This is a genomic window from Microbulbifer sp. CAU 1566 (genome assembly GCF_023156515.1).
Lineage (GTDB): Bacteria > Pseudomonadota > Gammaproteobacteria > Pseudomonadales > Cellvibrionaceae > Microbulbifer.
Genome location: NZ_JALNMG010000002.1, coordinates 555,878 through 576,640 on the forward strand (window position 1 = coordinate 555,878; position 20,763 = coordinate 576,640).

Genomic DNA, 20,763 nt, shown 5'->3' on the forward strand with positions numbered 1-20,763 from the left:
CGCCGCTTCACCCAAAATCCGGCGCGCGCTGGAAACCTGACTCACGCAGCCACCTCCCGACGATTGCTCTCAACAGCGGTAAGTGCTTCATCCTCCCCGGCAGGTTTCACCTGAGCAGGTTTTACAAAATAAAGCGCGATACTTTTACCCAGCAGTGGGTTTAGCAGCTTTTCGAGCCAGCGCGTCAAACGCGGCTTTTCCATCAGGTCCCACACCAGAAAGCGGTGATAGGCAGAGATAATCGGCTTGTCATCCTGTCCCCAGAACAGGCACTTGAGCCACCAGTAAGGTGCGTGTAAAGCGTGCGCTTTGTGCCGTGCGAAATATTGATGACCCAATTGCTCGATATTCTCGCGCAGCTGTTTTTCACGAAAAATACGGATGTGCCCGCCCTCAACCTGGTGATAGGCAGACGAAAGTTTCCAGCAAATCCACTCCGGGAAATACGCTGGGACTGTGGCAGCAAATATGCCACCGGGCTTCAGCACCCGGTTAATTTCTGCCAACACCCCCTGATAGTCCGGAATATGCTCCAGCACTTCCGAACAGATAACGACATCAAAAAAATCATTGGCAAACGGCAGCTGTAGCGCATCCCCGACACCCAATTGCAGCCGACCACACCCTTCTCCAGCCTCGGCAAAGGGCGCCGCACGCGCACTCGCCGTTTTCACGTCCTCAATACTCAGGTCGATGCCGAATACATCCACGGCATCCGTCAGCATCAGGTGAATGGCATGGCGCCCTTCCCCGCAACCAAGGTCGAGGACGCGTTGTCCCGGTTTCAGGTGAAGCAGCTTCGGATCAACGGTAATCATCAGGCCGCCTCTCCTTGATTGTCAGATGCATCAGCGTTTGACCTCGGCATCGCGGATTCCGATACCGGCTTTGCCGCACGAGCACCACTTGCCGAGTGCTTCGGCATTTCGCCCGGTGTTGCTGTCGCCACTTCTGCTGCAACCGGCACACCACCGATAATCTCCCGGTAATAAGACACCAGATGAGCCGCCGCAACCTGCCAGGAAAACTGCTCTTCAATGCGACGACGGCCCGCCACACCCAACGACTGCCGCAACTCCGGATTCGATAATAACTGTTCGATCGCGCGCACCAGCGCGCCGCTGTCCCCCGCCGGCACTACGATGCCGGCGTCACCAACAACCTCTGGCAGGGCACCACCATCGCTGGAAATCACCGGCACCTGACAGGCCATGGCCTCGCCGGCGGGTAAGCCAAAGCCCTCATACAACGAGGGACAAACCACCATCCCGGAAGACGCGTAGTGCTCCACCATGGCGCGGTTGGAAATACCCGAGACAAAACGGACCGTGGAGTGTAAACCCAGCTCCTCCAACAAGGTTTCAGTAGCGCCACCAGGCTGTAGCTTGCCAATGACCAGTAACTTCAGTTGCGGGTAGCGGGGGCGTAACAACGCCATCGCCTGCAACAAAAACCGCAGCCCCTTGAGCGGCTGATCGGCGGAAGCCGTGGTCATTATTTGAAAGGGATCAGGCTGAATCTGCGGCTGCGGCGCAAAAACTGCGGTATCGATGCCGTTATAAATCAATTTGAGTTGCGCCGGCGACACACCAAATTGCGTGACAATATCGTTCAGGGACTGCGTCGAAACCGTTACCAGATTTTTCAGCCGGCGGGAAACCTTGATCTGCATTCCGAGAAAGTTGTGCCAGCGGCGCACCAATAGGCGATAACGCCAGTCCGGCGCTGCATCCAGTGCTAGCTGTCGGTCTCGGGTAATCGGGTGATGGATGGTGGCCACCACCGGCAACCCCTGTCGCTCAATTTCCAGCAACCCGTAACACAGGGATTGGTTGTCGTGCACGACGTCGTAATGCTGTCCGTGACGACGCAGGTAGTGGGCAACCCGCCGCCCAAAACTGTATGGCTCAGCAAAGCCGCCGGTTAACTTGCTGAACCACTCGAAAAAATCCGCCCAACTGAGCAGATGTTTGAGTTTCAGCGCGCGCGCGGGACGTTCGTTTTCGTAGAGATTGAGCCCCGGCATCTTGATCAAACGCACGCGGGGATCCAGTTCAGGATAGGGTTGGCCGGAAATCACGTCGACCTTGTGGCCGGCTTCCACCAACGCCTTGCTGAGATAATGCAGGTAAACACCCTGCCCCCCGCAGTGGGGATGGCTGCGATACCCCAATAAACAGATATTCAGAGGCCGGGTTTCGGCCGATGGACCGTCTATATGATTTCCCAAGGCGGTCATAGATTCCCCGTCATTATTGTTCTGGCGATCGCAACGAGAGCCGGGCGCCGAAAACGCGAAGAATACACTGGCGAAGAAATGACTGCCAGACAGAATCCGTCCACGATTAAGACCAGACTACTCAGTCCACTTCACTCAAGCCATTTCAGGTATCCGGCATCTTAACCGGCCACTGATGCAAAACTGCCCAGGCGCTCACGACAAAGCCCCGGTGTATGCGGAGATACATTCACCGGGGCATTGACGTCTGGAGCATTCGTCAGATCAGAAGCTGAATTTGTAGCCCACACCCAGGTTGAAGATCCAGGGGTCGATATCCATATCTTGACGGACCCGCACCGGAACAAAGTCTGGCTGTACAAACCCGGGGGCATCTACCCGCTGGTCATATCCCAGCTCCAGCTCGGGGCTTGCGTCCACATACATGGCTGACACATTCACCTGCCAGGCACTGTCGCGACCAAAATTGAAATCCACACCCACTTGTGCGGTCCAGCTAAAGTCGCTGCCGAAATTCAGCAGGCCTTCGGCGCTGCCGTCATCAACGAATACCGGACGCAGAAAATCCTGCTCGATATCAACATAGGCTGCACCCACACCCACGTAGGGCTGGATCATGCAGGTTGCGTCCAGCGGATACCAGTTGGCAAACAGGCTGGTGGTGTTCATTTCGAAATCACCGATGCTGCCAAAGCCACCGTTTGTGAGCACGTCGTCCGCAAACACGTCCACGGCAAAATTCGCATCCAGGTCGGCAGAGTTTGAGTGATAGAGCTCTACCCCCCAGTGATCTGCGGCCATCCAGGCAAAGCTGACATACCAGGTCGTATCCGTGTCGAGATCCAAATCCACAACTACGTCCGTCGGGACGGCCTCATCGACTGGATCATCAGAAGTACCAGTGCTTGGGTCGTCGACAAAAAAGGACTCGGTAAGTGTAAAAATGTCTTCGCTCGGATCGACGTACGAAGCACCAACGCGGACCATGACACTGCCGCTGGTGTACTGAGCAAGCGCAGGTGTGGTAGTAAGTGCTGCGGCTATCGCAAGCGGGATTAAGGACTTGGTTCGCATGGGTAACTCCTTTTAACTCTGAAATGCTCCATTGCCGCCAGCTGCCACAAAATAAACGTGACCCGTGCGTGCGGTTAGTTTCAGTATAGGTGGAGTTTTCTGGAAAACAGCAAGTAATGCCTAAGCATTAACCGACAAATGGGAAGAAATTTCTGCAAGATTTCACTTGCCAAAAAAAATGCCCGCCATAAGGCGGGCCAGTTTTCTCGAACACACTTTCAGGAGGAGAGTTTGCGACGCACTGTGTACGCAAGTGCACAGCTGTCTGTGTTTAGGTATAGCAGAGCTGCAACGGCTACCAACTACCTTGTCATCAAACCCTCTGATTCGTAGTCGCAATCGACGCCTAAAAACAACTGGCGTCGGATCAGACCCTTTGCAGGTAGCTCTGGTACTCCACATCGGTTACCCGCGATGCGATTTCCGCCTGCTCCTGGCGCTTGAGTAACACAAACAATTCGACAAATTCCGGATCGAGGTACTCCTGCCACAATGCACTTTTTTCAAAGCGGTCCACTGCGGCTCCCCAGGCATTAATCAGCTGCTCACTTTCTACCTGGTAGGCATCCCCCTCTACCGGAGCCGGTGGCTCCAGTTTGTGCTCCAGCCCGTGGCATACACCGGCCAAAATAGCTGCCAACACCAGGTAGGCATTGACGTCGGCGCCGGCAATGCGATGCTCAATGCGCCGCGCTGCGGCATCACTGGCGGGAATACGGAAGGTCACCGTGCGGTTGTCGTAACCCCAGCAAAGGTTCAGAGGCGCGTGGCTGCTTTCCTGGAAACGGCGGTAGGAATTGGCGTGGGGTGCAAAGATTGCCATGGCGTCATTCGCCGTCGCCATCATCCCGGCTACCGCGTTGCGCAGCAAATCCGAACCTTCATCACTGCCATCGTTGAAGACGTTATTGCCATCCGCATCCACCAGACTCAGGTGGACATGCATCCCGTTGCCGGCAAGTTCGCCAAAGGGTTTTGCCATGGCACTGACACGCAAACCGTGACTGCGGGCCACGCCCTTCAGCAGTCGCTTGAACAGCAGCGTCTGGTCGGCAACCTTTAACGGGTCATCACAGTGCAGCAAATTTATTTCAAACTGTCCGGGCGCACACTCGGACAGAATAGAGTCTGCGGGAATCCCCTGCTCTTCACAGGCGGCACGCACGTCCGCAAAGAAATGCCGCTGGGAATCCAGCTCAGAGAGATCGTACACATCGGTGGAGGGCACCAGATCGGAGTCGTTGTCACTCACTGGCCGCGGTCGACCCAGGTCATCCGCCTCTTCCCGCAGCAAATAAAATTCCAGTTCGGTGGCGCAAACGGCCTTGTAACCGAGTTTGCCGAGCCGTGTCACCACCTTCTGCAGTTGTGCACGGGGGTCCGCGTACAGTACAGAGCCGTCCGCCTCAAACAACTGCATATGCAGCTGGGCTGTAGGCTCACGGTGCCAGGGGGCCAGGCACACCGGAGAAACCGGCTGGCAGACCCCGTCGCTGTCACCACTGGCAAACACCAGGGGGCTGTTTTCAATATCCCGGCCCCAGATATCCAGGCTAACGGCACTGCGGGGCATCTGTAGTGCGCCGCCCAGCAGCTTGTTTACAGAGTCGGCAGGTAGCCATTTTCCCCGCGGCACACCATTGATATCGAAGGCAAAGCCCTCAACCCAGGTGAGATGTGGGTGCGCCTCGAGGAATTCTTCCGACTGCCGGAGCAGTTCTGCGGACGGCTGATATTGTTGTTCTGATGCCATAAAAACGATTCACGCTTGTGGGTAGGGTTGGCCCTCACCCAATAGATAGGGAAAGCGAGGGCCATTTAGCCGAGTTTACGCCATGGCTTTGGCAGTATCATCCAGTGCGCGATGGGCTTTTTCCACCAGTTCATCGATCTGGGTGGTGGTGAGGATCAGCGGCGGTGCGATGATCATGGTGTCACCGGTGGCACGCATCACCAGGCCATTTTTGATACTCATATCCCGACATACGGCACCGGCGGTGCATTTGTCATCAAACCGGCTACGTGCGCCTTTATCGTTCACCAGCTCCAGCGCGCCCACCAGACCAAGGCTGCGCGCCTCACCGACAATCGGGTGGTCCGCCAGTTCCGCCCAGCGCTTGGCCAGGTAGGGGCCGGTATTGTCGCGTACGTTTTCGATGATTTTTTCGTTCCGCAGGATATTCAAGGTCGCGAGACCAGCCATACAGGCGGCCGGGTGCGCCGAGTAGGTATATCCGTGGGTGAACTCTCCCCCCTTGGCCTTGATGACGTCTGCCACACGGTCGCTGACCATGGTGCCGCCCAGCGGGAAGTAGCCATTGGTTACCGCCTTGGCGAAGGTCATCAGGTCCGGCTTCATGCCATAGTAGTCGGCACCAAACCACTCACCGGTACGGCCAAAGCCAAAAATCACTTCATCCATCACCAGCAGGATGTCGTACTGATCGAGGATTTTCTTCACTTCCGGCCAGTAGGTTTCCGGTGGGATGATCACACCGCCCGCGCCCTGAATCGGCTCGGCAATAAAGGCCGCAACCTTTTCCGGACCCAGCTCCTGGATTTTCTCGTCCAGACGACGGGCTGCCTGAATACCGAACTCCTCCGGTGACAGGTCGCCGCCCTCGCCAAACCAGTACGGCTGGTCAATATGCGTGATGTAATCCAGCGCCTGGAACTGTTTGTGCATGCCACTCATACCACCGAGGCTGGCGCCGCCGATGGTAGAACCGTGGTAACCGTTTTTACGGGAGATGACGATGCGCTTTTCCGGCTGGTCTTTCAAATCCCAGTAGCGACGAATGATGCGCAGATTGGTGTCATTGGCTTCACTACCAGAGCCGGTGAAGAACACATTGTTCATGCCCGCCGGGGTCACTTCCGCCAGCATATCTGCCAGCTCAATGGAGGGCACCGTGGTGCACTGGAAAAAGCTGTTATAGAACGGCAGCTTGTTCAGCTGCTCGTAGATGGCCTCGCTGATTTCACGGCGGCTGTAGCCCAGGTTACAGCACCACAACCCGGACATGCCGTCGAGCATCTGGTGACCGTCGATATCGGTAATGTAAGCGCCTTCTGCACTGGTAATCACCCGGGTGCCCTGCCTACCGAGATCGTGAAAATCGGTAAACGGGTGCAGCAGATGCTCGCGGTCATGTTGTTGTAATTGGCTTTTGTTCATGAACTCACTCCTGATTCAATTACCGCCTTCAATGGGCCTGCAGAGCAGCCTGAAGCGCGACCAGCAAAATGTGATCACATTTTAGCGGCAGGAATATGAAAGGTGCAACCGGAATCTCAGCCAACTCCCTGAACCACTTACCTGAGCAACCACCGCACAAGCCCTGCGCACAAAATCTGAGCGAACGACAATATCCCAACGAAACTAGGTCTAAACGAAAGACCAGATCTGAACACAAAGACCAGACCCAAAGACCAGACCCAAAGACCAGACCCAAAGAGTAGTGCCCCAGATTCCGGCTCACAGTTGCGCCTGTACAGTCGGGAGGAAAATGGCCCATTAAAGCAATCCAAAGAGCCCGATATGAGAGATAAAAGACGAGAGAGCAGGAGCCGGAAGCAGAAACAGAAGTAGAACCGGAAGGTCGCGCACCTGACAACCCGCGAGAGATGAGCAGCCGGTCAGCCCCTGCAGGGACTGACCGGTCGATAGCTGGTGTGATCGGTAATTGCTGTGTTTGGTAGTTGCTGTGTTTGGTAGTTGGTATGAACAGGCGCGTGTAAACCGCGCACAAATCTGTGGTCAGCGACGTGAGAGCGTCACCGCCACCGGCTCAATATCCAGGGCGACATTGACCACCGAGTATTGATCCTTGGTACCAGAACCGTAGCGCCAATACCCCCGGCTGGTCTCCAGTTGGCGAAAGCGGAACAACACACCCTTCCCTGTCTTCTCATCGAAGCTGTAACGGCGCAACTCACCACTGTCCCGGTTGTCCAGCAACGAAAAACCCAGTAGTTGATCCAGGCGCCCGTTTGGTAGCGTAATCCCGGCGCCCTGATGCGGCGTGTAAGCAAAAGCCTCTTTGTTCACCGTGTCACCACCCTCTATAGAGAAGCGTCCTGTTCGCCAGTGATAGCGGTCACCGGCGCTCATTACCGAAAGTGCAATTCCGGAGGAGGCAAACGCCGCCGTGTCACTGGAAAAGCGCGCAGAGCGACCATCGACCAGTACCAGATTGCCGGCACCCAGTACCGCCATATCTCCCTCTGCTAGATCGACCAGAATCGCGGTATCTTCGTCCACGCCAAACCCGAGTCGATCCGCAGCCGCCGGAATGGTACCCAGCGCCCGGACCAGACGCCCCAAGCGCGCCTTGCGATCAAAATGCTGGTCTACAACACCAACAGGAAGGAATCCGAGCCCCTCGGACAACATCAGCTGGCCCGCCTCCTGGCTTTCCATACCGGCGTACTCGTCAGCAACCGGCAGAGTAAGCGCACTCAGGGAATCGCCCGCGGCAATCATGCTGGCGCTCATGATGGCGGCGCCGGCGCTGGTGCCGCCAACAATGGCTCCCTTTGCCAACTGCGCACGGATAGCCGACAGAACGGGCAGATCACTGCTCGTATTTGCCGACCTATTCTCGCCTTGATCTTTTCCCGTCTGCGTCAACGTTTGTGTAATGCGTGTCTGGTCTCCGCCCACGAACCAGATACCGCCCACACGCTTCAGGCTCGCCGCCAGCTCCTGGTCGCGGCCACCTTTGTTCCAATCGCCTTCATTTACCTTGTCCGTTGCCGGGTCGTCCACCAGGGCAATCGGCAGTACCCGAACCTTCCCGTCAAAGCCATGTTTGCGCAGGTCTTCAATAAACAGGGAAGCATAATATGCCGGGCGACCCGATGCGGCGGGGACTATCGCCACTTCGGGATATTCCGCGGGGATTGCCGCGATAAACGCGCGATAAACCGCCGCGTTGTCACTGCGCAGCGCTCCGCCGACGATCAACAACTTGCCTGCATCCTGTTTAGACTCCGTAGCCGCGCTCGCGCACAGCCCAAGGCCCAACAAGATACACAGCAATAAAAACCGATGAATTTTTCCAAACCCACTCATATTTTTTCTCTCGCTTATCCCGGATGTCCTGCAGAGAACAACCATGTGTAATCCGCGCAATGAAAATGTAACCGGCACGGGGCCTGCATTGCGTGCGTTTTACGCTCCTCCCGCGGCGAATGCCCGGAGAATTCGCGGTAACAACGACTGAAATGGGATGCGGATGAAAATCCGCAATTTCGCCCCACTTCATCGATACGTAAGCTGCTACCGCGTAACAGTTGGCGAGCCCGCTCAAGCCGCAAGTCCAGATAGAACCGAGCCGGCAGCTGGAAGCCACAACGCCGGAATACCCGCTCCAGCTTTTTCGATGAAACACCCAGGTAAGCAGCGAGTTCCCCCGTCAGTAACGGCTCGGAGAGATTGCTCTCCATCAACGCCAGGGCCTCTCTCATCAAGTAGTGGTCGTCCGTCACGATTGCTACCGCTCCTCGGTCGCGCCCCGTTCGGCACGCCCCTGCCGATCAAGCAGTTGCCAGCGACCGAGCGCCATCACATGGGTCAATTCAAAACGATCCGGGTCGACCAACAGCAGGTCCGCATCGCGCCCGGTGCAAATCTGTCCTTTGCGCTTCAGACCCAGGGCACGGGCGGGATTGCGGGTAACCACTTTCAGCGCTTGCGCCAGTTCAATACCTTCCTCGCGAACGGCACGGCGAAACTCATCAAACAGACTGCCAATGGAACCGACTTCCAGGTCCTGCAGCTCCCCCTGGTCGCAGAAATTGGTTAGCGAGCCCTGAGCGTCAGAGGAGAATGTCAGCTGATCAACCGGGGCCCCCTGCTCCAGCGCAATCCTCAGGGCTCTGCTCGCCCGCATTTCACCGCTGGCCAGGATTTCATCGGTGGTCGAAGTGGTGAAATCAATAAAGCCACCGGCACGGGCAAATGCCACACCATCCGCAAGCAGGGATGCATTGCGATTCATATGTGTGGGGTAAAACTGGGTAATCGGAATTTCAGAGTTTTCCACCGCGTCAAATAATGGCGCCAGCTGGCCGGCACCATCACCCACATGCACACTGACCACACCACCTTTGCCGCTGAGCAAACCGGCCACCCGCGCATCGGCCGCGATACGTACCAGCTCGTCCCGTGTTGGGTGCGAGGATCGATGATCTGAAATGGCGAGCTCACCCACCCCAATAATATTGTCGACCAGCATAATGTCGCTGCGAATGCTGCCGGTCAGGGTATTTACCGGGACCTGATAGGAACCCGTTTGCATGTAACAAGTGAGTCCCTGCGCCTCCAGCGACCGGGCCTTGCCATACATTTCATTCAGGGTACGAGTCACTGCGTCTGTGCCCAAAGCACCGATCACCGTCGTTACGCCATTACGCAGGGCATCGCGCGCGTTCAATTCGGGTGTGCGGGATGCGAAACCGCCCTCACCGCCGCCGCCGCTGATGTGGACCAGGGTATCCACGAGTCCCGGCATCAGCCAGGCTCCGTCCGCATCCACGACATCACCAATGCTTTGTGGCAAATCGATATTCTGGTCGATCTTCGCGATCCGTCCGCCGGCCACCAGCACGTCGCAAATCCCCAGTTTGTGGGGTGCGAATACCTGTGCATTTTTAACTAGTATGATTTGAGACATATTTGACAACTTGAATTCGTTTAAAAGCCCACGGCAGCAGCAAGTAGCACGGCAACAGACGCCAGCAGAAACAACCCGGCCAGCAGCGGCAGCGCAAAACGTGCCCAGATTCCCCAGTCCAGGCGCGCCGCCCCCAGACAACCCATCAGCGATGCCGAAGTAGGCACAATGATATTGCTGAGTCCATCACCCAACTGAAAGGCGAGCACCGCGGTCTGTCGGGTGACACCGACCAGGTCTCCCAGCGGAGCCATGATGGGCATGGTCAATGCCGCCTGCCCGGAACCCGAAGTAATGAAAAAATTAAATACGGTTTGAAATGCCAACATAAACCAGGCGGAAACTGCGCCAGACAAGTTGGCCAGGCCATTCCCTGCCGCATGCAGAACCGTATTCAGAATGCTGGCCCCCTGGGGGTCATCGCCGCCCAGCAAGAGAACGATACCCTTGGCAAACGCGACAACCATAGCCGCAGGCAGCAGCTGTTGTGCACCCTCTTTGAATGCGCTCGCCGCCTTGTTGGGTGTAAGGCCGTTGAGTCCAAATGCAATGGCCACCGCCGCAATCACGATGCCCATGGTGAAAAACTGAGACGCGATTTCCGGCAGAAAATAGCTACGCTCCACCACTCCCCAGATCATCCACGCAATACCCGCCAGAAAGAGCAACAGTACCCAGCCATCACCACGCACCATGCTCTGCAGCCTGCCGGCAGCAGCAGACTGATCCCGAAAGACCTTGTCCGAATCAAACGCCAGCGATACTCCCGGGCGCACCTGTACCCGGCGCGCGTACAGCATGGTGTAAACAGAAAGGCCCAGAGTGGCCAGTAACCACAGCAACATCCGCGGGCCACTGCCGGACATCAAAGGCACTCCGGCGATACCTTGCGCGATGCTTACGCCAAATGGATTCATCCACGAGGTGGCAAAACCCACCTGTGTTGCCACATAGGTCACCAACAGCGCGGTAATACTGTCGTACCCCATGGAAACAAGTAGCGGTACCAGGATCAAAGTAAAGGGTATGACCTCCTCTCCCATACCGAACACGGCCCCTCCGAGGGAAAACAGGAAGCAGAGGATCGCGAGGTAAAAATGGCCGGCCTTGCGATTGCGCGCAATGACCTGAAACAGGCCGCGCTCGACAGAGCCACTGGCAAATACCAGTCCAAAGGCGCCCCCCGTCAGCAGGATGAACGCAAATACGCCGATCGAAGCACCCCACTTGGTGCCAGACACCATTCCCTCAAACGCAAAATTGAGTAACCCGATTTCGCCGCCCTCGGCAAAAAAAGCCATCCCCGCCGGTCCATCACCCGCGCTCTGGTAGCTGGCGGGGTCAATCACCGTACGTTCCACGCCATTCACTACCCGGGTCACCGTGTCGAAAGTACCGGCCGGTATCAGAAAGTTCAGCGCAAACGCCAGCAGTGCCACAACCAGCAATATCAGATAGGTATCGGGCATAGCCCAGGCGCTCGCTGAAGGCTGCCCTACCGTGTGTCTGACTTTTACTTCACTTGTATGCATTGGAAGATACCGCAAATATGAGAAAAGGTTCGGCAGGCCCGCTCCGCGAGCCCGCCGAGATCAGCTCCTGTGAGACGCCGATCAGAAGGTGTAACCGTAACTCAAGGTGTAAAAACGCCCCATGGAGTTGTGGTTGAAGAAATCCACGTTGGCACTGGTGCCATACGCCAGCGGAGGCTCTTCATCCAACAGGTTGTTAACCCGCAGACTCAACCAGCTACCGCTATCGAAATCCCGACTGACGCTCAAATCGAAAACAGTCCAGCTGTCGACTTCCACAAACTCAGGAAGATTTGCTGCCTCACGAACCCTTGGGTCGGGATCATCGGCATAGCTGTGGGTGTAGCGCGCAGACAAAGTGGAGGACCACTCCTGGTAACGCCAGCGCAGGGATGTATTGGCGAGCCAGCGAGGATAGGTGTATTCGCCAGCCTCACTGATCACACCACTGGTTGCCGAAGGCAACTTGTCAAACTCCGCCATGTAGGTAGCGTCCAGGGTCAGGCGGAAACTTCCCCAGTTGTCCGTGTCCAGATACTGGGTTACCGCCATATCCACACCACTGGTCTTCTGCCAACCGAGGTTGGTTAACAGGAAGTGACCATCCACCACAAAGCCATTACTGACTTCGAGGCCGGCCTGTCCGGTCGGCAATTCGCCTTCACCGACAATCGGGAACTCGCCCGCAAATGCCCGACGGATGAAATCATCCTCTTCCACACCGATCAGATTTTCGTGCTCGATATTCCAGTAATCGATGGTGATCTCAGTGTCTTCCGAAGGCTTCAGCAGGAAGCCCGCGCCCCAGGTGGTGGCGGTTTCCGGCTTGAGCGCGTCATTGCTCACTTCTTCAGAGAAAAGAAACTCACCACTCTCGGTCATATCCCCATCACAGGCCTCGGCGGTTTCCGAGCAATCCACCCGGTAGCTGGACAGCAGCGTACCGGCACCAACCTGCGCCAGTGACGGTGCACGGAAGGACGTCGACCAGTTGGAGCGGAAAATAACAGCATCGGAAAACGCATGACGCAAAGCGACTTTGGGGTTGGTATCGCCACCAAAACTATCGTAATAGTCGTAGCGCAGTGCCAGCTGCAGCTCGGTATTGGCTGCCAGTGGAATCATCTGCTCGGTGTAAATGGCCCACTGATTGCGAGCGGCATCCGCAGAGGTGGAGCTGAAGCCGAGAATTGGTTCGGGATTCAGCGTGGTGGAAACCGCCTCTCCAGAGGGAGTGTCCTGAACGGTCTCGCGACGGAACTCACCACCGAAGGCTACCTGGATTGCGCCAGCCGGCAACTCCAGCCAGCTGCCCGAAATGTTGCCGTCGATCGCATACAGATTTGACACACCGCCTCGGCGCGCATCAGTTCTGACAAACTGATCAATCGCGTCGGGCTGATCCGTCTGGCCATTAAAGGGGTTGTACCAGGCGGTCGTTTTACCGATGTCCTCACAGGTTTCTCCCGCCCCGTAACTGGCACCCGGCCGCACAAGATCCAGATCCCAGCGGTTAACCACGGTACCGTCGCTGCAGAGATTCCCCAGGCTGGCATTAAAGAATGCTTCCGAGTTGTACAGTCCGGAAATACCACGCTGCTCCGACTCACTGCGCCCCAGATTCGCGGCGACCTCCCAGTTCCAGCTAGAAACTTCCCCACGCAATCCGCTGACCAGGCGTGCGGATTGCGTTTCAACTTTGACTGAGCGCGGATCGGTAAATTTACCCCAGGCGTAAATGGGAAAACCGTAAAAATCACTGAAATCGCTGCTAGGGTAGTCCGGATGGAAAGATCCTTCCTCTACCAGTTCGGCTTTCAATGCATCCGGCCAGAGCGGGCTTTCCGGATCAAAAGGGGCACGAGAAAAGTTGGCGGGCGACGAAGTCCCCAATGATTCACTGGCCTGCAGCATCAAGGTATTGAACCACTCAAGGCGCTCGCTGATGTCATAATTGAACGTAGCCACCACGCTGGCACTTTCATATTCATCCTGCGTCGCTTCCACCGCATTGGTGTTGAACTCACAGTATTCACCAAAAGAGCCCGACTTGAATTGCGCCTCGGGACACCCTCCGTCCGCCGGGCCCTGTGTCTGATCGTAATACATCAGCCACAAATCATTGAAGCTCGGGTAAACCCCCTGCTGACTGGGGCGAATGGAGTTTGCGGTAATCTCACGGTCGCGATCATAAAGTGCATTTCGGGAATACAGGTCTGCAACAATCATGGTGTGGCTGCGCTCCCCCTGCCGCCCCCATACCCAGTTGAGGTTGTACTTGCCTTCATCACTGGCAGCAGTCGAGTTGCCATGCGTCAGGCTTATTTCGCTCCCCTCGAAATCGTCCCGCAGTACGAAGTTCACTACCCCGGCTACCGCATCGGCACCGTAGGTGGCCGCAGCACCGCTGGGCAGCACTTCGACACGCTCAATTGCGGACAAAGGAATGGAGTTGACGTCAACGAAAGACTCCTGCCCTTTCGCAAACGAACTGACAGAAACACGGCGACCATTCACCAGAACCAGAGTCGAACTGGCACCCAGTCCGCGCAGAGAAACCCCGGAGGCGCCCACTGGCGTATCACCAGCAATCACACCTGCGGTGGCCGTAGAGAAAGTCCCGCTACCACCGCCGGTTTGCGTCAGGCGTTGCAGCACCTCAATTGCGGACGTCGCACCGGACGCTTCGATATCGTCGCGGTTAATCTGCACTACCTGCACCGTCCCTTCCGTATCCAGGCCCTTGATATGGGTTCCGGTAACAACAACTTCTTCAACCGTTTCGTCCACCGGTTTAGGCACCTCCTGCGCAAACGCAATCGCACTGGTACCGAATAGCGAACAACCGATGGCAAGGCGAATAGCCTTATATAACTGGGTTCTGTTATCCATTTTTATTCCCTCTGGGAGCGAAGCTCCCGCTTTAGATTCTCTGTGATTCTTATGTGTTGCGTGCGGCGATGGCCCATTGCAGAGCCATGGAAATTCGCCGGCCTGAATCCGGGAAAAACAGACAACCTCAAGCCACAGGTAAAAGAACCCAAAGCTGTTGAGACTGAACGTCAATCAGATGAACGGTGAGCAATAAGGGGATGGAGTAATATCCAACTTATAGCTTCCCTGTGCTCGACGGCACACACTATGCGTCGAGCCCCCGGTCAGACCGAGGTGGGCAAGCTACTCGTCAAACCACTCGCTGAGATGGTAGTCGGAAGAGCAGCGCTCAATAACAGCAGTAGTCACATTGCTTTTATTCATGGCGCTTTAAAATGATTCAGAGTTGGCTGATGTAAGGGTTTATCTAGCAAACTTCACACATTTTTTATCACGTCGAAAAAATACTGTAAAGCATAAATTCGACAGAAAGTAATTTTCTGCAGATCCGATACCACAACCGAATTATCTGCGCACGCACCGATGGGAACAGAGATATCCACGGTGCGTTAAACGTGAAACCCTGGTGCAAAAAAATAGCCGGGAAAGGATTACCTTCCCCGGCCTGAAGACTCGAAGCGCATCTAAGACTTTCGTCTTAAAACAAACATCAATCAGAACATCTCTGAATGCAGTTCAAGCCTACATTAAGGGTTGGAGTTACTGGTACGGCTGGTTGATATAAAAATTGCCCGAGCGACCATCCACACCGATACGCTTGGGCGTCACATTGGTAGAGCCATTCAGAAAATTGAACGCATCAAACTCGGAAAGCTTGTATCGCAACACACCTTCATAGATCACCGGGGCACCACATTGCGCCTGGGTACGCGATGTCTGGGCATCCTCCGCAAGTACATAGACATCGCCACTACCATCGACGACCCCACTGCCATCCGCGCCAATGAAAATCGAGGTCGCCTCATCGACGCCAATCCCCAGTGTTCCGGCTGGAAGACCTGCCATAAACGCCATAAGACGCCCCATGCGGTCACGCTCGGCAAAATGGGTATCAACGATCACCGATTGCATCACCGGACTGGCAAGGAAGCCGCTGGAAATATTGATATTTTCATGGCACAAGTCACTGACCGCTTCCGAAGAGTAAGCGCCCAGGACGCCATCGGGGTCATAGATATATTCTGACTGAACCGCAGCGCCTGCCGAGGTACCACCAAGTACACCACCCCTCGCCAACACCTCTCCAAGGGCAACCTGTAACGCGGTTCCCTGCCACTGATTGAGGTAATCGGACTGGTCCCCTCCGGCAATCCAGACAAACTCTGCAGAGCGCACAGCCCAGATGACATATTCATCATTGGCGTACTGCTGGCGATCGACAATCAGCGTTTCTACCGAATCTGCATTCAACAAATTTTTCAGATAATCGTTGTAGCCGTCACTGCCGCTGGTGCGCAGAACGACGACATCCCCACCGCTGATCAGTGGTTTGACTCGGCGGGTAAATGCATTGTCCACATCGGACCCGCCGCCCATCACCAGAAGGCCTCCGGTGCTTTGCGTCACACAAATATCGGCCTCATTCCCGGAAATATAGCGGGTAAGCCCTCCGGGTTTGGCCGGACGTAAACCGACATCGCAAAGGTCGCCACCATTTCCGCCGCTGCTGCCACCCCCACTGCTACCGCCACTGCTGCTGCCGTCGGGGATACCATGCACGTCCAGGGTGTAGTCACCACGTCCAGCGTAACGAGTAACTTTCAAGGTGTAGAGGCCAGCACCGGTGACCGAGACAGTCGCGCTTTCCGGACTATTGCCCGTTTCCGCGCTGTACAGTCGAGAGGCACTGTCATACAGGTGCCAATCAAAATCGTCAGCGCTACTGTGGGCCAGTGAAATGCTCAGGTCCGCCGGCGTCGTGACGTTAAAATAATACCAGTCTTGGTCGCGCCGACTGCCGATACCGGCGACCACGCTTTGCCCGGAACACAGGGGGCCGTCTGCATCAGATTCAGCGTCATTGGATTCACTTTCCGTCGATATGCAGGCAAGTGCAACCTGGTTCATCAGCAAGAGCAACAGGGTCAGTAAATATTTAAATCGCATGGAGTTCTCCTTTTCGGCTCATTATTGTTTTGCCGATAAAGAGTACCCCGGCTACCGCAGTCAAACAGTCGCCTGCGGTCAGGAGGGAAAAAACAGGCAAGTTTGCGGCGCAAACTGAACATTTTTGAAGAAAGGCGTGCATGGGTATGCAACGAACCGCGAAAAGAACGGCAAAAAGAAGCGTAAAAAGAAACGCAAAAGAAGCGTGAATACTTTACGCCGTTTCTGCAGACCCTCCAGGCAAGCGCGACTCAGATTCCGCAGTCAATAGCATCCAGCAGCATATGTATCACCAGACCAATGCCCAACCAACGTACCGGCTTCCATGGTAGAAACATCATGGCGCCGTAAAAGGAAATGGGAAACATGGTGTGTAGCGGGTGGTAATTGATACTGCAACGACCCGGGTCATATACAGGGCTCGCCAGCAGGTGATCCAGGTCCACGAGGTTTGCCGCCAGCATAAACAGTGCGGCCTTTTTCCAATCACTACGGAAAAAAAACCAGGCAATGGCCAGCGGGAGGAGAAAATGTAAAACAATATGCAAGTAACTGAACATCAGCTCGGCAACAACTCTTCAGCAGAAATGGATCCCAGGCCCTCTTCGATATCCTGGCGAATGGCGGTGCGCACCAGCTGCTCGTCTTTCTTGGCAATGGCAGCAATCAGGTCCTGGTGTCGATCAGGCAACTCCTGCACTCCAAAGCGCTGAAATACCAGGTGCTGCAAAGGCGCGGTCTGCAACCAGAGGCTTTCGATCAGGGAGAGGATGATATGCGGGTGACCGAGGCGGTACAGGGTAAAGTGAAACTCCAGGTTAGCGGCCACGTATTCCTGGATATCCTTTTTGGCGAGTGAAGCGGTCACGCGATCGTCCAGTGCGGTTAACCGCTTCAGCGCATCCTCATCAACAAACGGCAGCGCCTGCGCCGCCGCCTGACACTCCAGAGCAACACGCGCCGCGCAGATCTCGTCCAGTTTTTCCCGGGTCATGCTAGGCACGGTGACCCGCCGGGTATCCGACAGCTCCAGCGCGCGCTCAGATGTCAGCCGTCGGAGCGCTTCGCGCACCGGCATTGGGCTGCAATCCAGCTCTGCCGCCAGTCCGCGAATGGTGATGGCTTTACCCGGTAAAAACTGCCCGCGCAAAATGGCATCGCGCACCTGGTAATAGACCCTTTCCTGGGTGGTGCGGAACTCTTCCTGCGGTTCGGTAAACTCGGCGTCTCTCACTTGCAGCCCCGTATTACTGGATTCAGACGAATCGATGCTGTCTGCCAGCCGGCGCTGTTACTGAGAGCGCTCAGGCAGACATTGCCAACGCCAACTTGTGCGGCGCCTGATTGCCACCGACTTCGATCAGTTCGTCGGCAATGGCGCCAGTTTGCCACATTTCGAAGAAATCCTCTGCTACCTGTTTACCGGCTTCGGTTACCGCATTCCAGTATTTCAGCCGCTCTTCGGTGGAGAGCTTCACAAAATCGTCCCGATCCGGGATTTTGCCGAACGGCAATTGGGCAACCCAGGCTGGGGACGGCGCTACCAGTACCACATTATCCATGGCGCCACCCCGCACCCAGCGCCAGCGCAGGCTCTTGTCGAACCAACCCGGCACCATGTAGGGGAAAAAATGGGGATAGAGAACCAGCCCCGGCGGGTGCTCGAAGCCCAGGTCGAAATGGTAGTCGGTGATGCCCCCGTCCCGGTAGTTACCCGCCGGCGCACCGGCAGGCGTCGGTACACCCGCCATGACCAGCGGAATGGAGCCGCTGGCCAATACCGCAGGGCACACATTGTCTGCGCTCAGGGGGGTGTTGACGGTAGAGAGGTTGCGAAACGCCACCGAAGGCGCGCTGCCGGAGTGGAATACCACCCTGTCCCAAAAGGCGCTTAGGCTGCGCCGGGAGATGGCATTGGCCAGCGCCGAGGCCAGCAGCGCAGGTGCCAGCAGCGCTTTTTTCTCACTGGCCAGCGGACCACGACCGCGCACGGTGACAAAGTGACTGCGCCATACCGGGTTGGATGCCACCTGCGCAGCGCCCTCTCCGCCCAGCACCTCGAGCAGAATTTTCTCGCCAGCCGCAGTGATCTCCGAAGGACTCGGGCGGTCGCTGGCGTAACTCTGGTTTACATAGCCGTATTCCAGGGTTTCCAGGGCAGCCATAGGATTCGCTGTCGCGTAACACATATTGCGAAAGCTGCCGATGGACGACCCCAGAGTAGCGATGGGCGTGGTGCGCTCGCGGAAAAATTCACCAATCAGCACCCGATCCAGCTGGCTAATCGACAGCCACTTGGGGCCGCCAGATGCTCCCACCAGCGTGGAGACCATGCTCTGTTGCAGCCCCTGCTGCTGAATCTGGCGCGCGGCATTGGCCCCGGCCAGCACAACACAGTTTCCAAACTTCTTCACTTTCGCCATTTTTCGCTCGTCAACTCTCGCTGCTATTACCGCGTGCTGCCGTTTCCGCTCAGCAGTGTCCTTCTACCCGTTACCATTCGCCAGTATTGGCCATGGAAGCCCAGGGCTCCTGCGGCGCCAGCGCCTCACCTTTCTGCAACAACTCAATGGAGATATTGTCCGGTGAACGCACAAATGCCATATGGCCATCGCGCGGCGGGCGATTGATGGTCACCCCCATGTCCATCAGCCGCTGGCAGGTCTCGTAGATATTGTCGACACGATACGCGAGGTGACCGAAATTGCGGCCACCGGTGTAGCTCTCCGGATCCCAGTTGTACGTCAGCTCAAGGCACGGGCGCTTGTCGCCATTGGCCATGTCCGCATCGCCAGGCGCAGCCAGAAACACCAGGGTAAAGCGGCCTTTCTCATATTCATTGCGGCTGACCTCATACAGGCCGAGCTTGTCGCAATAAAACGCCAGAGATTCATCCAAGTCGGTGACTCGCACCATAGTGTGCAAATATTCCACTGCAACGCCTCCTTTGCGGGATTACAATCCCGATACATCAAATTGGTGACCACTTTAGTCACCCCTGAAAAAGTTACCAGAGCGAAATGTACCAAAAATACTATCGACAATTTTTACAAGCGGCCCAAAAAGCCGCCGCCCCGGGTTGTGACCTGCCGGTTCTGCACATGGCGTGCCACTCCCATCACTTCTGGCCCGATGTCACCCTGAGCGCCGTCAACGACTACTGGCAGGACGCCGCGCAAATGGCCGATAGCAAGTGGGACAAAGTCTTTGGGGATAAGATACCAGCCTTCCAGCGGGGTATCGCAAATGCCCTGAAACTGCCGGACCCCGGTCAGATTGCGCTGGCGCCCAACACCCACGAGCTGGTGTACCGTCTGCTCAGCGCGTTCGACCTCAAGGCACCGCTGCGCATTCTGACGACGGATGGCGAATTCTACAGCTTTGCCCGGCAGCTGTTGCGACTGGAAGAACTGCCGAACGTGGAAGTGGTACGTATCCCCACCCAGCCGTTTGACACTCTTGCGCAACGCTTTGAGCGGGAACTGCAAAGCGGCAACTACCAGCTGGCCTATGCCAGCCAGGTCTTTTTCGATTCCGGCGTCGCCTTCCCGGAACTGCTGGCACTGGCCGAGCGCAAACCCGAAGGCACCGAAATGGTGATTGACGGCTACCACGCCTTCTTCGCCCGCCCCACCGACCTCAGCGCCATCGCCGACAAGGTGTTTTACACCGCGGGTTCATACAAGTACCTGGGTGCCGGCGAAGGCATGTGTTTTATGTCGATTCCCCGCGGCTGCCAGCTGCGCCCACTGAATACCGGCTGGTTTGCAGAAATGGCAGAACTGGAAAACCGTGCGGATGGCGTAGGCTTTGGCGATAACTGGCTGCGTTTTGCCGGTGCCACCATGGATTACTCGCCCCTGTACAAGGCGCTCGCAGTGCTCGACCTTTACGCCGGGGATGGTGTTACCGTGGATAGCATCCATAACTACGTACAACAAAATCAGCAGCGTTTTCTTACGGCCATGGACGCAGCACAGCACCCGCTGCTGAATCGCGACAACCTGATCGCACACGATCTGGAAAATGGCCACGGACACTTTTTTACCTTCCGCTGCGGCAGCGCCGAAAATGCGGAGAAACTGCAGGCCGAACTGCGCACAAAAAACGTTCTGTGTGACCGCCGCCAGCAGTTATTGCGCCTGGGCTTTGCGCTCTATCATCCGCAAGATGAAACCTTCGCGCGTTTGTTTACCTAGTTAATTCCACCGCATTCACCGGATGTTCATCTTCGCGG

General features: G+C 56.3%; 16 protein-coding genes. 1 reads left to right on the forward strand and 15 read right to left on the reverse strand.

Going from position 1 to position 20,763, the window contains the following annotated elements:
- Nucleotides 1-41: 41 nt before the first annotated feature.
- The 15 genes from M0G74_RS07550 to M0G74_RS07620 form a co-directional block, all read right to left on the reverse strand.
- Entirely contained in the window at nucleotides 42-818 is a 777-nt protein-coding gene (locus M0G74_RS07550; protein ID WP_248215877.1) for a class I SAM-dependent methyltransferase, read from the reverse strand.
- A complete protein-coding gene (locus M0G74_RS07555) occupies nucleotides 818-2,239 on the reverse strand; it encodes a glycosyltransferase family 4 protein (protein ID WP_248215880.1) in 1,422 nt (473 codons plus the stop codon). Before M0G74_RS07555 ends, M0G74_RS07550 begins: the two co-directional genes overlap by 1 nt.
- 264 nt (nucleotides 2,240-2,503) lie before the next feature.
- Nucleotides 2,504-3,313 (reverse strand): OmpW family outer membrane protein, encoded by an 810-nt coding sequence (locus M0G74_RS07560; RefSeq protein WP_248215881.1) that lies wholly within the window; start codon nucleotides 3,311-3,313, stop codon nucleotides 2,504-2,506.
- Between the two features lie 367 nt (nucleotides 3,314-3,680).
- Nucleotides 3,681-5,066 (reverse strand): glutamine synthetase family protein, encoded by a 1,386-nt coding sequence (locus M0G74_RS07565; protein ID WP_248215883.1) that lies wholly within the window; start codon nucleotides 5,064-5,066, stop codon nucleotides 3,681-3,683.
- A 75-nt stretch (nucleotides 5,067-5,141) separates the two neighbouring features.
- Complete coding sequence (locus M0G74_RS07570; RefSeq protein ID WP_160153261.1) at nucleotides 5,142-6,491, reverse strand: aspartate aminotransferase family protein; 1,350 nt, start codon at nucleotides 6,489-6,491, stop codon at nucleotides 5,142-5,144.
- Nucleotides 6,492-7,073: 582 nt separating this feature from the next.
- A complete protein-coding gene (locus M0G74_RS07575; RefSeq protein WP_248215886.1) occupies nucleotides 7,074-8,285 on the reverse strand; it encodes a cyanophycinase in 1,212 nt (403 codons plus the stop codon).
- A gap of 119 nt (nucleotides 8,286-8,404) precedes the next feature.
- On the reverse strand, nucleotides 8,405-8,806 hold the full coding sequence (locus M0G74_RS07580; protein ID WP_248215890.1) for a helix-turn-helix domain-containing protein: 402 nt from the start codon (nucleotides 8,804-8,806) through the stop codon (nucleotides 8,405-8,407).
- Between the two features lie 5 nt (nucleotides 8,807-8,811).
- Nucleotides 8,812-9,993 (reverse strand): beta-aspartyl-peptidase, encoded by a 1,182-nt coding sequence (gene iadA / locus M0G74_RS07585; protein WP_160153258.1) that lies wholly within the window; start codon nucleotides 9,991-9,993, stop codon nucleotides 8,812-8,814.
- Between the two features lie 20 nt (nucleotides 9,994-10,013).
- The gene (yfcC, locus tag M0G74_RS07590) at nucleotides 10,014-11,462 is read right to left on the reverse strand and encodes a putative basic amino acid antiporter YfcC (protein ID WP_248215891.1); all 1,449 of its coding nucleotides are present in this window, start codon (nucleotides 11,460-11,462) and stop codon (nucleotides 10,014-10,016) included.
- 144 nt (nucleotides 11,463-11,606) lie between these two features.
- Complete coding sequence (locus M0G74_RS07595) at nucleotides 11,607-14,417, reverse strand: TonB-dependent receptor (protein WP_248215892.1); 2,811 nt, start codon at nucleotides 14,415-14,417, stop codon at nucleotides 11,607-11,609.
- Between the two features lie 702 nt (nucleotides 14,418-15,119).
- Complete coding sequence (locus M0G74_RS07600) at nucleotides 15,120-16,526, reverse strand: Type 1 glutamine amidotransferase-like domain-containing protein (protein ID WP_248215893.1); 1,407 nt, start codon at nucleotides 16,524-16,526, stop codon at nucleotides 15,120-15,122.
- A 251-nt stretch (nucleotides 16,527-16,777) separates the two neighbouring features.
- Entirely contained in the window at nucleotides 16,778-17,086 is a 309-nt protein-coding gene (locus M0G74_RS07605) for a DUF6122 family protein (RefSeq protein ID WP_248215894.1), read from the reverse strand.
- Nucleotides 17,086-17,760, reverse strand: coding sequence for a GntR family transcriptional regulator (locus M0G74_RS07610; protein ID WP_248215895.1), 675 nt, complete (start codon nucleotides 17,758-17,760; stop codon nucleotides 17,086-17,088). Before M0G74_RS07610 ends, M0G74_RS07605 begins: the two co-directional genes overlap by 1 nt.
- Nucleotides 17,761-17,830: 70 nt before the next feature.
- A complete protein-coding gene (locus M0G74_RS07615) occupies nucleotides 17,831-18,949 on the reverse strand; it encodes a hypothetical protein (RefSeq protein WP_248215897.1) in 1,119 nt (372 codons plus the stop codon).
- Nucleotides 18,950-19,019: 70 nt separating this feature from the next.
- On the reverse strand, nucleotides 19,020-19,460 hold the full coding sequence (locus M0G74_RS07620) for a VOC family protein (RefSeq protein WP_248215899.1): 441 nt from the start codon (nucleotides 19,458-19,460) through the stop codon (nucleotides 19,020-19,022).
- Nucleotides 19,461-19,546: 86 nt separating this feature from the next.
- On the opposite strand from M0G74_RS07620, the gene M0G74_RS07625 reads away from it, so the two are divergent.
- On the forward strand, nucleotides 19,547-20,725 hold the full coding sequence (locus M0G74_RS07625; protein ID WP_248215901.1) for a hypothetical protein: 1,179 nt from the start codon (nucleotides 19,547-19,549) through the stop codon (nucleotides 20,723-20,725).
- The last annotated feature ends 38 nt before the right edge of the window (nucleotides 20,726-20,763 follow it).

Bases quoted from the DNA above. Each gene is read 5' to 3' on its own strand.
- M0G74_RS07555 (WP_248215880.1), bottom strand. From the start codon at position 2,239: ATGACCGCCTTGGGAAATCATATAGACGGTCCATCGGCCGAAACCCGG.
- M0G74_RS07550 (WP_248215877.1), bottom strand. From the start codon at position 818: ATGATTACCGTTGATCCGAAGCTGCTTCACCTGAAACCGGGACAACGC.
- M0G74_RS07565 (WP_248215883.1), bottom strand. From the start codon at position 5,066: ATGGCATCAGAACAACAATATCAGCCGTCCGCAGAACTGCTCCGGCAG.
- yfcC (WP_248215891.1), bottom strand. From the start codon at position 11,462: ATGCCCGATACCTATCTGATATTGCTGGTTGTGGCACTGCTGGCGTTT.
- iadA (WP_160153258.1), bottom strand. From the start codon at position 9,993: ATGTCTCAAATCATACTAGTTAAAAATGCACAGGTATTCGCACCCCAC.
- M0G74_RS07600 (WP_248215893.1), bottom strand. From the start codon at position 16,526: ATGCGATTTAAATATTTACTGACCCTGTTGCTCTTGCTGATGAACCAG.
- M0G74_RS07560 (WP_248215881.1), bottom strand. From the start codon at position 3,313: ATGCGAACCAAGTCCTTAATCCCGCTTGCGATAGCCGCAGCACTTACT.
- M0G74_RS07625 (WP_248215901.1), top strand. From the start codon at position 19,547: ATGTACCAAAAATACTATCGACAATTTTTACAAGCGGCCCAAAAAGCC.
- M0G74_RS07570 (WP_160153261.1), bottom strand. From the start codon at position 6,491: ATGAACAAAAGCCAATTACAACAACATGACCGCGAGCATCTGCTGCAC.
- M0G74_RS07595 (WP_248215892.1), bottom strand. From the start codon at position 14,417: ATGGATAACAGAACCCAGTTATATAAGGCTATTCGCCTTGCCATCGGT.
- M0G74_RS07605 (WP_248215894.1), bottom strand. From the start codon at position 17,086: ATGTTCAGTTACTTGCATATTGTTTTACATTTTCTCCTCCCGCTGGCC.
- M0G74_RS07615 (WP_248215897.1), bottom strand. From the start codon at position 18,949: ATGGCGAAAGTGAAGAAGTTTGGAAACTGTGTTGTGCTGGCCGGGGCC.